This is a genomic window from Caulobacter sp. BE264, from assembly GCF_031457805.1.
GTDB lineage: Bacteria > Pseudomonadota > Alphaproteobacteria > Caulobacterales > Caulobacteraceae > Caulobacter.
Genome location: NZ_JAVDXI010000005.1, coordinates 364,153 through 377,478 on the forward strand (window position 1 = coordinate 364,153; position 13,326 = coordinate 377,478).

A 13,326-nucleotide genomic window follows, 5' to 3' on the forward strand; every position below is an offset into this window, starting at 1 on the left:
TTCGCCCCGGTCTTCCGCCACGACGCTGAACCAAGACCGCCCCTCAGAATCAACTTCCGAGCGTGCCCGCCGACATCCAGAAAACTATAAGCGTCAGCTCCGCTGGGTTCGCACGGGAACCGTTGGCGCGCAAGGGGCTAGAGCCAGGAAACGGCCAAGGCTTGGCAAAACCTCGCTCAAAGCGCTGGTCTTGGGCGGGACTTCCGGGGACCAACGCCGCTCATCTCTAGTCGAGCGTTGTCCTGTAACGCGCCATGGCGAGGGCCGAGATCGCCACGACGAAGACGGCCAGGGCCGCCAGGCTTGGCCACAGCTGCGGGCTGTCGAGCCCTTTGAGCAGAGCGCCGCGCACCACCCTCAAGAAGTGGGTGACCGGAATCAGGCTTCCAAGCGCCTGCGCCCAGTCCGGCATGCCGCGGAACGGAAACATGAAGCCGGACAGAAGGATCGACGGCATGATGTAGAAGAACGACATCTGCATCGCCTGCAGCTGGGTTCGCGCCAGGGTCGAAATCAGGAACCCCAGGGCCAGCGACCCGACAATGAACAACAGAACGCCCAAGGTCAGCGCCAGCCAGCCCCCGGCCATGGGCACGGCGAACAGCGCCTTGGCCAAGGTCAGGATGACCACGGTCTGCACGAGCCCGACGGCCACATAGGGAGCCAGCTTTCCGATCATCACCTCGATGGGTCGCGCTGGCGTGGCCAGCAGACTCTCCATGGTCCCGCGCTCGTACTCGCGGGTGACGCCCAGCGAGGTCATCATCACCAGCGTCATCGAGAGGATCACGCCCAGAAGGCCGGGCACGATGTTGTAGGCCGTGATGGCCTCGGGATTGTACCGGCGATGGATCACCACCTCGAACGGCTCGCCGCCCGGCCGTCCGGCGGCGCCGACGAGATCACGCACGAGGGCCGTCCGAGGCAGGCTGGCCAAGGCCGCGATCGCCCCGCCGGTGGCCGCAGGATCCGAAGCGTCAGCCTCGACCAGGACCTGGGCGCCGTCGCCGCGCACGACCTTGCGCGTAAAATCGGCGGGAATGGTCAGGGCGAACTGGACCTCGCCGCGCGCCACGGCGTTGTCGAGCTCCGCAGGCGACGCGGCGGTCCGCACGATCTTGAAGTAGCCCGAGTTCACCAGCGCCGAGACCGTCGAGCGCGCCATCGGTCCCTGGTCCTGGACCAGGATCGCCGTGGGCAGGTCGCGCGGGTCGTTGTTGATGGCGTAACCGAAGAGCATCAATTGCACGATCGGCAGGACCAGGATCATCGCATAGGTCAGCCGGTCGCGGGTGAGCTGGATGAACTCCTTGATCAGCACGGCCAGGATACGCGCCCCAGACAGCCGCTTGGACGCCGCCCCGCTCATTGGAAATTGTCCGCGGCCTGACTCATCAGGCGGATGAACACGTCCTCCAATGTCGGCTTCACCTCGCTCCAGACGAACGGCGGGCGCCGATAGGGGGCGATGGCCGCCTCCAGCGCCGCGCGATCCGCGCCGCTGACATGCAGGGCCGCTCCAAAAGGCGCGGCCATCAGCACGCCGGGCGCGGCCGCAAGATCACGGGAAAGCCGGTCGGCGCCCGCGCCTTCGGCTCGGAAGGTGACAAGACCCGAGGCGGCGATCACCGCATCCGCCGTCCCCCGCGCCATGAGGGTCCCATAGGCGATGTAGGCGATGTCATGGCACCGCTCGGCCTCGTCCATGTAGTGGGTCGAAACCATCACCGTCAGTCCCTCGGCCGACAGCGCGTGGATCTCGTCCCAGAACTCGCGACGGGCTTTCGGATCGACGCCGGCGGTCGGCTCGTCCAGCAGCAGCAGGCGCGGGCCGTGCAGCACGCTGGCCGCCAGCGCTAGGCGCTGCTTCCAGCCGCCGGAAAGGCTTCCGGCCAGCTGCCTGCGCCGCGCGGTCAGGCCCAGTCGCTCCAGGCTGTCGCGAACCCGCTCGCGTCGGGCGTCCAGCTCATGGACCCGGGCGACGAAGTCGAGGTTCTCCTCGATCGACAGATCCTCATAGAGCGAGAACTTCTGGGTCATGTAGCCCGTCTGGCGCTTGACCGCCTCGGCCGCCCTGCGGAAGTCCAGGCCCAGCACTCGCCCTTCGCCGCTATCGGGCGTCAGCAGGCCGCACAACATGCGCAGCGTCGTGGTCTTGCCCGAGCCGTTAGGCCCGAGGAACCCGGTGATGCGCCCCTTCTCGACCTGGATCGAGACGTCGCGCACCACATGGCGCGGGCCAAAGCGCTTGTTCAGCCCCGAGACGTCGACGGCCAGGTCGCTCATGCGCCGTCGCCCAAGGGGGTGATGTCGATCGGCTGGCCCGGTGCCAAGGGAGGGCCTTTTTCAGGCCTGGCCTCGACCAGGAAGACCAGCCGCTGACGCGACTCGCGACTGTAGATCACGGGCGGCGTGAACTCCGCGCGGGGCGACACATAGTTGATCTGCGCGGACCGCGTCGCGCCACAGCCGTCACAGGAAAAGCGCACTGTCCGGCCGACCCGATAGCGGGCGACCTCCGCCTCCGGCACAAAGAAGCGTAAGCGCACGCGATCGTCCGACAGCAGCGCGACCACCGGCTGGTTGGCGGCGGCCCATTCGCCGGGCTGGTAGAACACATCCTGCACCCGCGCGGCGACGGGCGCGCGCGGACTGATCTGGTCCAGGCGGCTCTGGGCGGCGGCCAGGCCCTGCTCGGCGGCGGCCACAGCCGCCTCGGCCGCGGCGACCGCATCGGACCGTCCGCCCAGACTCCCGACAGCCTTGCGCCGACTAACCACAACAGCATTGGCGCGCGCGGCGTCCAAACCGGTTTTGGCCTGGTCCAGGCGCGCCTTGGCGTAGACGCCCTTGGCCACCAGCGGCTGAACGCGATCGAACTCGGCCTGGGCTTCGTTCACCCGCGCCTCGGCGGCGAGGCGCTCGGCGTCGTAGACCGCCAGTTCCTGCGGGCGTTGCCCCTTGCGCGCGTCGTGCAACTGCGCCCGGGCCATCGCCGCCTGGGCGGCGGCCTGGTCGCGCGCGGCGGTAAGCTGAGCAGCATCCAGCGCAAACAGCGGCTGGCCGGCGGCGACGCGATCCCCGCGCTGGACCGCCACGGCGCTGACCAGGCCCGCGTTGGCGGCGCCGACATAAAGCGTCTCGCCTTCGACATAACCTGAGAGACGATGAGGCCGTTGGGCGTCCGGGCCCCACAGGCGCCATCCCAGAAAGCCGGCGACGCCGATCGCTACGGCGAGGCCCGCCAGGCGGGCGGCACGCTTCATTGCGGGTCTCCTACACGGGGCGCGAGGCCAGCGATCATCATCTCGCCGTGCTGTCGGACGAGGCTCTTGAGGGGAGCGGGCGGAGCACCGACTGGTGTGAACGTTTCCTGCCAGATGACGCCCAGCAGGATAGGCCCCATGATGCTGAAGGCCTGCAGACGAGGATCTCCCAGGCGAACCTCGCCGCGCATCTGCGCTCGCTCCAGGGCGCCGGACATCGCCGCCAGCATCCGGCTGACGACTTCGTCGTGCCAAACCCTGGCGAGCTCAGGGAAGTTTCGCGACTCGCCGACAACCAGCTTGGCCACAGCGCCCAGGCGGGTCGTCTCGATCACCGTCTCGATCCGCGCCAAGGCCAGCCGCAACAGGTCGGGAAACGGGATGGTCGCCTGGGCCAGCATGGCTTCGACCATGTCGATGTTGGGGACCACCGCCTCGCGGACAACCGCGCGGAAGATGTCCTCCTTGGTCTCGAAGTAGAGGTAGAGCGCGCCCTTGGAGACGCCGGCCCTCCGGGCGATCTCATCCAGCTTGGCGGCCGCGAAGCCCCTTTCAGCGAAAACCTCCAGCGCGGCCTGGACGATCTCGCCGGGCCTGGCCTCACTCCGCCGCCGCCACTTAGGGGAACCGGCCTGCATTTTGCGGGTCTCATCTGTAACTGACCCACGAGTCATATAATAGCGTTTTGTGAAGTTCAAGCCTGCCGCTTCATCGGCGCTCGACCAGACCGGAGAGGACTCTAGCGCCGGGCCGTCACCAGCCAGCAGGCTGAGTTCATTCGCGCCCCGCCGTCTTCCACATAGGGGGACAGCGCTTCGGCGACCGCCTCTCGCACCCGCGCGCTCAACGCCGCGTCGGCGTTGGACAGGATCGGGTTCAGCGGCCCCACCCGCAGGCTCATCGTCATCAGTTCCTCAGCCGTGACAGGTGTCGGGTCGTCCAGGGGCTCGATGGCGACGTCACGCCAGCCGGCCTCGTCGAGGATCGCGCTCACCCGCTCCGGATCCGCGAAGGCGAAACGGCCGGGCGCGTTGCGTTCGAACTTCGGAACCTCGGACAGCAAGGGCGCGGCGGCCTCCAGCGGGACCTGCGAGATCGGGTTGTCCTCAGGGCTACGCCAGCAGACAAAGGCCAGGCGCCCGCCGGGCCTCAACGCGCGCCGCAGGTTGGCGAAGGCGGCGACGGGATCAGGAAAGAACATAACGCCAAAGCGCGAGACGATGGCGTCGAATTCTGCGCCGAAGTCATGGGTCTGGGCGTCGGCGTGGACGAAGTCGACACTCTCCAGCCCCTGCTCGCCCGCCCGGCGGCGCGCCAGCTCCAGCAAGGCGCCGGAGATGTCGGCCCCGACCGCGCGGCCTTCCGGCCCAACCCGCCAGGCGGCTTCGAAGGTCGTGGCCCCGGAGCCGCAGCCAACGTCCAGCACCGCCTCGCCGGCGCGGAGATCGGCGCGGTCCACGACCGCCTTGGCGATCGGCTGGTAAATCCGGTCCAGCAGAGCCTGCTGCTCGACCCACACCCGTCCGGCCCGGTCCCAGTAGGCCGACATATCGGTCGCGGCGTCGCTCATAGGCTGTCTCCCGTTCTGCACGGGCCTTAGGTACGCGCTCGCCGCGTCACCGCAAGCTGGCGTCGCGCAGACGGCGGCGACGGCCGCCCAGCGCGTCGGGCCGATTGAGTTTCTTGCGGTACTCGTCGCGGCGCTCGTGGATCGAGGCGATGACCAGCCCCATCGGCACGCCGATATCGACCAGCACCGCCTCGGACAATTGCAGGCTGGCCTCGATGGTCTCGGGCACGGCGTCGGTGGCGCCCAACTCATAAAGACGCGCGGCGTGACGGGCGTCGCGGGCGCGGACGACGATCGGCACGTCCGGACGCGCCCCGCGCGCGGCGGCGACCACCGCCTCGGCCACCTCGAAGGCGTCCATGGTCACCACCACCGCCCGCGCCGTAGCCAGGCCGCAACGTTCGAGGAGCTCAAGGCGCGAAGCGTCGCCGTAGTAGATGCGGGCGCCGTCGCGCCGGCCCTGCTCGACCAGACGCGCGTCACGTTCGACCGCGATCCAGGGCAAATCGTGGCGGCCCAGCATATCGCCGACCAGCTTGCCGACGCGACCATAGCCGATCACCAGCACCTGGCCGGCCGGCTCCGGCCCCACGCGGTCGGGCTCGTTGGCGGTCGAGGGCGGGGCCTCGCTGACGGGCAGCGGCGCGTTCTTGCGTCCCAGATAGCCGCCCAGCGCCGCCAGGCCCGGGATCAGGAACATGGTCAGGGTCGCCGAGACCAGCACCGCCTGGCCGATGGCCGGCGCGACGACCTGGGCGTTCATGGCGTTGTCGAGCAGAACGAAGGCGAACTCACCGCCGGCCGCCAGGATCAGGGCGGCCTCGATCGCGGCGCGGCGGTTCAGCCCCATCAAGAGCCCGCTGCCGAACACCACGGCGGTCTTCAGCACCAGGAGGCCCAGCGCCGTCGCCAGGATCGTGGCCGGCTGCGCGGCCAGCAGCGACAGGTCCAGGCGAATGCCCAGCGAGACGAAGAACAGCGACAGCAGCAGCCCCTTGAACGGCTCGATCTTGACCTCGACCTCGTGGCGATACTCGGTCTCGGCCAGCAGCACGCCGGCCACGAACGCGCCTAGCGCCATCGACAGACCCGAGAGCGCCGCCACCATGCCCGCGCCGATGATCACCAGCAGGCAGGCAGCCATGAACATCTCTTCGCTCTTGGCCTTGGCGACCGACTTCAGCATCGGCCGCAGCGCCAGGCGCCCCACCAGCACGATCGCCGCCAGCCCGACCGCCGCCGGGGCCAGGGCCAGCAGGTCCTGAAGCTGGAAGGTCCCGTTGCCGCGCCCCAGGATCGCCAGGGTGATCAGGATGGGGGCGACGGCGAGGTCCTGGAACAGCAGGACTGAGAAGGTGGCGCGCCCGGCCTCGGAGTGCAGCCGCCGGCGCTCGGCCAGCACCGGCACGGCGATGGCGGTCGACGACAGGGTCAGGGCCGCGCCGATCGTCAGGGCCGCCACAGGCTCGAGACCCAGCAGCATGCCGCCCGCGCCCAGCGCCAGCGAGCAGCCGATCACCTGAACGGCCCCCAGGCCAAACACCCACTTTCGCATCAGCCGCAGGCGCTCCCACGACAGCTCCAGGCCGATCATGAACAGCAGGAAGACGACGCCGAACTCGGCCAGCTGGGCGATCTCGTCGGGGTTGTCGACGGTCACGTAGTCCAGCCAAGGCGCGATGTGGATGAACCGCCCAAGTCCGAACGGACCCAGGATCACGCCGGCCAGCAGGTAGCCCAGGATCGGATTGATCTTCAGGCGCTTGAAGATCGGCGCAACGATGCCGGCGGTCGCCAGGAACAGGACCAGGTCCTTGTAGCTCTCTGGGGAAACCTCGTGCGCCACGCGCCCTCCTCTTCTTTACGTCCGGCTGCGGGAACCCAAGCGCTAGACCGGCCGCTTGAACCGGACGCCCGGCCCCGCCTCGTCGCCTGCGATCAGCGACACCCCCGCCGCCTCGATCGCCTCTATCAGGAGGCGTTCGGTGCTATGGTGCAAGGCGTGACGCTCGGTCTCGAAGTCCTTGACCGTGCTGCGCGACACGCCCGCCCGATCCGCGAGCTCGCCCTGCGACCAGTTGATGAGTCCGCGGGCGGCCCGGCACTGGGCCGGCAGGAGAATTTTTGCGTGAGGCATCTAGCACACCAGGACATCGTCGCCCATATTGGTTGAGTACGCCCGAAATAGATGACCGTCAAGGAGAGCCTTTGCACCACACCTCGCTGATCGCCACCATCGTCGCGGGCCTGGGTCTGGCCTTCATCTTCGGCGCGCTCGCCAATCGGCTGAAACTGCCGGTGCTGGTCGGCTACCTGCTGGCCGGGGTGCTGGTGGGTCCGTTCACCCCGGGATACGTGGCTGACCAGGAGCTTGCCCCGCAGCTGGCCGAGATCGGCGTCATCCTCTTGATGTTCGGCGTCGGCCTGCACTTTTCGCTGAAGGACCTTCTGGCCGTGAAGGCCATCGCCATTCCCGGCGCGGTCGTGCAGATCGCGGCGGCCACCGTGATGGGTCTTGGCCTGGCGGTGGCGCTGGGCTGGAGCATGGGCGCGGGCCTGGTGTTTGGCCTGGCGCTCTCAGTGGCCTCGACGGTGGTGCTCCTGCGCGCGTTGCAGGAGCGGCGACTGGTCGAGACCGGACGCGGCAAGATCGCGGTCGGCTGGCTCATCGTCGAGGACCTGGCCATGGTGCTGGCGCTGGTTCTGCTGCCGGCGCTGTCGGGCGTGCTGGGCGGCGAGGCCCCGATGGAGCACGCCAAGGGCGGCGCGGCCGCCGGCGGGGTGCTGGGCGCCTTCGCCCTGACGATCGGCAAGGTCGTCGCCTTCGTGGCCCTGATGCTGATCGTCGGCCGCCGGGTGATCCCCTGGATCCTGCACCGCGTGGCCCATACCGGCTCGCGCGAGCTGTTCCGCCTGGGCGTGCTGGCCATCGCGCTGGGCGTCGCGTTCGGCTCGGCGGCGCTGTTTGGCGTCTCCTTTGCGCTCGGCGCCTTCTTCGCCGGCATGATCATGGCCGAAAGCGAGCTTTCCCAGCAGGCCGCCAACGAGACCCTGCCCCTGCGCGACGCCTTCGCCGTGCTGTTCTTCGTCTCGATCGGCATGCTGTTCGACCCGATGGTGCTGTTGCGCGAGCCCGTCGCGGTGCTGGCCACCCTGGCGATCATCGTGGTGGGCAAGTCGATCGCCGCCCTGGTCATCGTGCTGGCCTTCCGCCGCCCGATGAGCACCGCCCTGACCATCTCGGTCAGCCTGGCCCAGATCGGCGAGTTCTCGTTCATCCTGGCCGGCCTTGGCGTCTCGCTGAAGCTGCTGCCGCCGGAAGGTCGCGACCTGATCCTGGCCGGCGCCATCCTGTCGATCCTGGTCAACCCGCTGCTGTTCGCGATGCTGGACAAGATGCTTCCCGGCATGATCGCCAAGGAGCGTGAGGCGGCCGGCGAGCCGCCCCTGGTCGCCGCCGCCCAGCCGCATGCCCTGCTGGTCGGCTATGGCCGGGTCGGCAAGGCGGTGGCCGCGGGTCTGAAGGGCCGCACGCCGCTGGTCGTGATCGAGGACGACATCGAGCGCGCCGAGGACGTGCGCAAGGCCGGCTTCGAGACGGTGGGCGGTAATGCGGTCAAGCCCGAGGTCCTGCTGAAGGCGGGCCTGGACAAGGCCACCCACCTGTTCGTCGCCGTGCCCAGCCCCTTCGAGGCCGCGCGGATCATCGAGCAGGCCCGCGTGGCCAATCCCGCCTGCGAGATCATCGCCCGCGCCTATACCGACGCCGACGTCGCCCTGCTCAAGACGGCCGGCGCCACCCACGCCCTGATCGGCGAGGACGAGATCGCCCGGGGCATGCTGGCGCGCGCGCCGAAGAGGAAGCCGCCGCCGGCGGCGCACTGAAAATCCCTCTCTTTTTGAGAGAGGGAGGGGCCCGCGCCGCAGGCGTGGGAGGGTGAGAGGTTCCACCCTATCGGCTTAAAGCGCCCTGTCACAGTGACTCGAACGCCCCTTACCCGCTCCCCCCCTGCAGTCACGCCCCCTGGATCGCTAGACACGCTGTACGCTCTCACCCTCCCACCGCTTCGCGGCGGGCCCCTCCCTCTCTCCCAAGAGAGAGATTCCACATTTCTCTAGCCACCGCGCCGCGAGACCGGTAACCGCCGGACATGATCGGACCGCACCCCACGGGCGGTTACATCCTGGAGGAGCTCTCCGTCGGGATGACCGCCGAGAAACACGTCACCGTCACCGAAGAGCGCATCCAGCGCTTCGCCGAGGCGTCGGACGACTTCAACCCCGTCCACGTGGATGAAGCCTTCGCGGCCAAGACCGCCTATCGCGGCCGTATCGCCCATGGCCTGCTGTCGGCCTCGTTCGGCTCAGCCGTGGTCGGCACGATCCTGCCCGGCGCCGGAGCGATCTATCTGGGCCAGACCCTGACCTTCCATAAGCCGGTTCGGATCGGCGACGTCGTCACCGCCCGCGCCACCGTCGCCTCCATCGACGCCGAGAGCGCGCGGGTCGTTCTGCGATGCGCCGCCCTGGTCGGTGACGAGGTCGTGATGGACGGCGAGGCCACGGTCCGCGTGCCGCGCCGTCGTCGACCGGCCAAGGCCTGACGCGAGCTTAAGGGCGCGCTGACCCGAGACAAGCGCGCCGCCTTGCGCTAATGCGCCGTTCGTGACCCGCCCGACCTCCACCGCGAGACTTCTGGCCCGCGACGCCTTCCTGGCGCTCGCGCTGCTGGCCGTTGTGCTGAAGGTCATGATCCCGGCGGGCTTCATGCCCAGCGCCGAAAGCCGTAACGGCCTGCCCTTCGCCCTGGTGCTCTGCACCGGCGACGGGGCCAAGGTCGTCCAGCCGGGCGATACGCTCGACGCCCGTCACGGCGACCAGAGCGACAAGGCTGGCCACGACGTCCCCTGCCCGTTCGCGGCCCAGGGCGCAGCGGCTCCGCCGCCCACGGTGGTCGCGGCGATCGCCGTCGATCTCGTCGCCTACGCCGCGCCGATCCTTACGCCAACGCGCACGCTGGCGCCCGGTCGCGGCCTCGCCGCGCCGCCGCCGCCGCCCACCGGCCCACCCGTCGTCCTGATCTGACCCTCGGTCCTCGCGACCGAGCGTGAACGCGCGCCCTTCCCGGCGCGCCCTGGATCATTCACGGCCGCCGTCCGGCGGCCGAAGGACGCTGTATTTCCATGAAGTCTCTTCTGCTGGCCACCACGGCCGCGCTCGCCTTCGCATCCGCCGCTTCCGCAGCCGACACCACCGCTGACGCCACGGAGGTCTCGTCGGTCATCGTCACCGCCCGCCCGAACCCCGAAGACCCGCCTGTCGTCGCCGACGCCCGCAAGCGCCTGTCGGAAACCCCGGGCGCGGTCTCGGTGATCTCGCAGGAGAGCTACATCAACCGCCAGACCCTGGCGCTGGACGACATGCTGCGCGACGCCCCGGGCGTCTACGCCCAGCGCAAGTGGGGCGGCGACATCCGCGTCTCGATCCGCGGCTCAGGCATCGGCAACGCCAACCACAACCGGGGCCTCCTGATCGCCCAGGACGGCGTGCCGCTGAACGAGGCCGACGGCTATGGCGACACCCAGATCGCCGACCCGTTGAACACTCGCTACGCCGAGGTCTATCGCGGCGGCAACGCCCTGCGCTTCGGCGGGGCCTTGCTGGGCGGCGCGGTCAACATGGTCACGCTGACGGGCAAGGACGCCGGCTTCCAGAACAAGATCCGTCTCGACGGCGGTTCCTACGGCCTGGCGCGTCAGCACGTCGCCCTGGCCCGCCAATCGGGGGACTGGGACGTCTTTGTCGCCGCCACCAACCAGACGAGCCAGGGCTGGCGTTCGCAAAGCCAGCAGAACATCCAGTTCGGCTCGCTGAACATCGGCCGATCGTTCGGCGAGGACCGCGAGGTGCGGTTCATCGTCAACGGCTCGAACATCAACCAGGAGATCCCGGGCTCTCTGACCCTGGCGCAGTTCAACGCCAATCCGCGCCAGTCGTCCGCCGGCAACCTGGTCAATGACAACGGCCGCCACCAGCGCGGCGTGCGGGGCTCTCTGCGCACGACCTGGCGCCTCGACGACAATCTGGTCTTCGAGGGCGCGGTCTATGCGGTGTGGAAGGACCTGGATCACCCGATCTTCCAGGTCATCGACCAGCAGAGCCGCAACTACGGCGCCTTTGGCCGCTTCGACTGGGACGGCGAGATCGGCGGCAAGCGCGCCGACGCCTTCTTCGGTGCCTGGTATCGCACCGGCGACCTCGACTCCAACTTCTACGTCAACAACCGCGGCGGCCGTGGCGCGCCGACCTCGCGCACGCTGCAGAACGCCGAGGCGTTCGACCTGTTCGGTGAGGGCCGGCTGTTCGTCACCGACGAGGTCGCGCTGGTCGCCGGCGCCAACTGGGGTCAGGCCAAGCGCGACTACACCAGCTTCGCCATCCCCGGCGTCGCCTCGACCTTCAACCTGAAGGCCGACAAGACCTATGACTGGGTTTCTCCCCGTATCGGCCTGCTCTGGCAGAACGACGCCGGCGACCAGCTGTTCGCCAACCTGACCCGCTCGGTCGAACCGCCGAACTTCGGTTCGATGTCGCCGACCAATACGGGCTTTGCGCCGGTGAAGTCGCAAAAGGCCTGGACGGGCGAGGTGGGCGCGCGCGGCCATCGCGGGCCGTTCACCTACGACGTCACCCTGTACCGCGCCGAACTCAAGGGCGAGATGCTGCAGTACACGGTCAATCCGTCGATCCCGGCCTCGACCTTCAACGCCGACAAGACCCTGCATCAGGGGATCGAGGCGGCGCTGGACTGGGCGGTGACACCTCAGTGGCGGATCCGCCAGACCTGGACCTATTCGGACTTCCGCTTCAAGAACGACGTCCAGTACGGCGACAACCGCCTGCCGATCGTGCCCAAGAACTTCTACCGCTCGGAAGTCCGCTATGACGATCCGCGCGGCTGGTTCGTGGCCCCGTCGGTCGAGTGGTCGGCCAGCGACCAGTGGATCGACTACAAGAACACCCAGACGGCGCCGAGCTACGCGATCCTGAACCTGAACGCGGGCTGGAAGGTCAATCAGACGGTGTCGCTGTTCCTCGACGCGCGAAACCTGACCGACAAGGCCTATGTCTCCAACACCCAGGCCGCCATCGCCTGGACGGCGGCCAGCGCCGTGCTGTGGCCGGGCGACGGCCGCTCGGTGTTCGGCGGCGTGACCGTCACGTTCTGATCCTCAGCGTGTGGCCGGTCGGCTGGCGATCGCCCTAAGACTGGCCATAGTCTTTCCCCAAAGGGGCGCTGCAGCGAGCCGCGCCCCTCACGCCTACCCTGCGCCGGCTGATCACGCCGCGCGCCCAGACCGGAGCCTGAAGATGAAGACCCTGCCCCTGCTCGGCGTCTGCGCCGCCGCCCTGGCCCTGACCGCGGCCGCCCCCGCGCCCAAGGTCGTCGCCGCCGACGCCTGGTGCCGTCCCGCCCCCACCGGCGCCATGGCCGGTGGGTGCTATGTCACCCTGACCGCCAGCGTCGATGACCGCCTGGTCTCAGTCGAGACCACCGCCGCCGACCGCGGCGAGATCCACACCATGTCGATGGACGGCGGCGTGATGCGCATGCGCAAGCTGGCCGACGGCCTGGCCCTGCCGGCCGGCAAGGCCGTGGCGCTGAAGCCCGGCGCCGACCACATCATGATCATCGGTCCCAAGATGGCCCTGACCGAAGGCGCCCAGGCGCCGCTGACGCTGAAGTTCCAGAAGGCCAAGCCGGTCAAGGTGATGGCCGTCGTCAAGAAGCCGCCGATGTCGGGGATGCACCACTGATGCGGGCCCTCGCTCTGACCCTGGCCCTTCTGGCCGCCACCCCGCTGGCCGGTTGCGGTGAGAAGGCCGCGCAAGAAGCCGCAGGTTCGGTCATCAAGATCGGCGGACCGTTCCAGCTGACCGACATGAACGGTCAGCCGGTGACGGAGAAGTCGCTGCTGGGTAAACCCACGGCCGTGTTCTTCGGCTTCACCTACTGTCCGGAGGTCTGCCCGACCACCCTGACCGAGATGAGCGCCTGGCTGAAGGCGCTGGGCAAGGACGCCGACAAGCTGAACGTGGTCTTGATCACCGTGGACCCCGAACGCGACACGCCCGCGCAGCTGAAGGAATATCTGTCCAACTTCGACCCGCGCATCCAGGGGTTCACCGGCACGCCCGACGCCATCGCCAAGACGGCCCGGGCCTACCGCGTCTACTATCAGAAGGTCCCGCTGGACGGCGGCGGCTACACGATCGACCACTCCTCGGCGATCTATCTGTTCGACGCCAAGGGCCGGTTCGTCTCGCCGATCGCCTACCAGGCGCCGCAGGATCGGGCCCTGGCCCAGCTGCGCGACCTGGTGAACTGAGCCGCAAGGCAAATCCTTTCCCGGCTTGGATCGCCTGCAAGGCCGCCGCACGTTCCCCAACGTCGGCGGCCTTTTTGCGCCGCGCCTCGCGCCGAGGCCT

13 protein-coding genes are annotated in these 13,326 nt (G+C 68.9%); 6 read left to right on the forward strand and 7 right to left on the reverse strand.

Features of this window, described 5'->3' with window-relative positions; translation table 11 throughout:
* Positions 1–226: 226 nt before the first annotated feature.
* The 7 genes from J2X45_RS14640 to J2X45_RS14670 form a co-directional block, all read right to left on the reverse strand.
* Positions 227–1,369: an ABC transporter permease gene (locus J2X45_RS14640; RefSeq protein ID WP_310215970.1), complete on the reverse strand. Its 1,143-nt coding sequence runs from the start codon at positions 1,367–1,369 to the stop codon at positions 227–229.
* Positions 1,366–2,286: an ABC transporter ATP-binding protein gene (locus J2X45_RS14645; RefSeq protein ID WP_310215971.1), complete on the reverse strand. Its 921-nt coding sequence runs from the start codon at positions 2,284–2,286 to the stop codon at positions 1,366–1,368. Before J2X45_RS14645 ends, J2X45_RS14640 begins: the two co-directional genes overlap by 4 nt.
* Positions 2,283–3,266 (reverse strand): HlyD family efflux transporter periplasmic adaptor subunit, encoded by a 984-nt coding sequence (locus J2X45_RS14650; RefSeq protein WP_310215974.1) that lies wholly within the window; start codon positions 3,264–3,266, stop codon positions 2,283–2,285. The genes J2X45_RS14645 and J2X45_RS14650 overlap by 4 nt, the downstream gene beginning before the upstream one ends.
* Positions 3,263–3,904, reverse strand: a complete 642-nt coding sequence (locus tag J2X45_RS14655) for a TetR/AcrR family transcriptional regulator (RefSeq protein ID WP_310215977.1) — start codon at positions 3,902–3,904, stop codon at positions 3,263–3,265. Before J2X45_RS14655 ends, J2X45_RS14650 begins: the two co-directional genes overlap by 4 nt.
* Before the next feature lie 101 nt (positions 3,905–4,005).
* Entirely contained in the window at positions 4,006–4,836 is an 831-nt protein-coding gene (locus tag J2X45_RS14660; RefSeq protein ID WP_310215980.1) for a methyltransferase domain-containing protein, read from the reverse strand.
* A gap of 46 nt (positions 4,837–4,882) precedes the next feature.
* Positions 4,883–6,682: a cation:proton antiporter gene (locus J2X45_RS14665; protein WP_310215982.1), complete on the reverse strand. Its 1,800-nt coding sequence runs from the start codon at positions 6,680–6,682 to the stop codon at positions 4,883–4,885.
* 42 nt (positions 6,683–6,724) lie between these two features.
* Positions 6,725–6,973: a helix-turn-helix domain-containing protein gene (locus tag J2X45_RS14670; protein ID WP_062098038.1), complete on the reverse strand. Its 249-nt coding sequence runs from the start codon at positions 6,971–6,973 to the stop codon at positions 6,725–6,727.
* 71 nt (positions 6,974–7,044) lie between these two features.
* Between J2X45_RS14670 and ybaL the strand changes: the two genes are divergently transcribed.
* From ybaL to J2X45_RS14700, 6 genes are all read left to right on the forward strand, one after another.
* On the forward strand, positions 7,045–8,721 hold the full coding sequence (gene ybaL / locus J2X45_RS14675; protein WP_310215987.1) for a YbaL family putative K(+) efflux transporter: 1,677 nt from the start codon (positions 7,045–7,047) through the stop codon (positions 8,719–8,721).
* 266 nt (positions 8,722–8,987) lie between these two features.
* Positions 8,988–9,440, forward strand: coding sequence for a MaoC family dehydratase (locus J2X45_RS14680; RefSeq protein ID WP_096034491.1), 453 nt, complete (start codon positions 8,988–8,990; stop codon positions 9,438–9,440).
* A 61-nt stretch (positions 9,441–9,501) separates the two neighbouring features.
* Positions 9,502–9,921 (forward strand): DUF2946 family protein, encoded by a 420-nt coding sequence (locus J2X45_RS14685; RefSeq protein WP_310215990.1) that lies wholly within the window; start codon positions 9,502–9,504, stop codon positions 9,919–9,921.
* Positions 9,922–10,019: 98 nt separating this feature from the next.
* A complete protein-coding gene (locus J2X45_RS14690) occupies positions 10,020–12,065 on the forward strand; it encodes a TonB-dependent receptor domain-containing protein (RefSeq protein WP_310215992.1) in 2,046 nt (681 codons plus the stop codon).
* Positions 12,066–12,207: 142 nt separating this feature from the next.
* A complete protein-coding gene (locus tag J2X45_RS14695; RefSeq protein WP_310215995.1) occupies positions 12,208–12,654 on the forward strand; it encodes a copper chaperone PCu(A)C in 447 nt (148 codons plus the stop codon).
* Positions 12,654–13,226, forward strand: a complete 573-nt coding sequence (locus tag J2X45_RS14700; RefSeq protein WP_310215998.1) for an SCO family protein — start codon at positions 12,654–12,656, stop codon at positions 13,224–13,226. Before J2X45_RS14695 ends, J2X45_RS14700 begins: the two co-directional genes overlap by 1 nt.
* Positions 13,227–13,326: the final 100 nt, after the last annotated feature.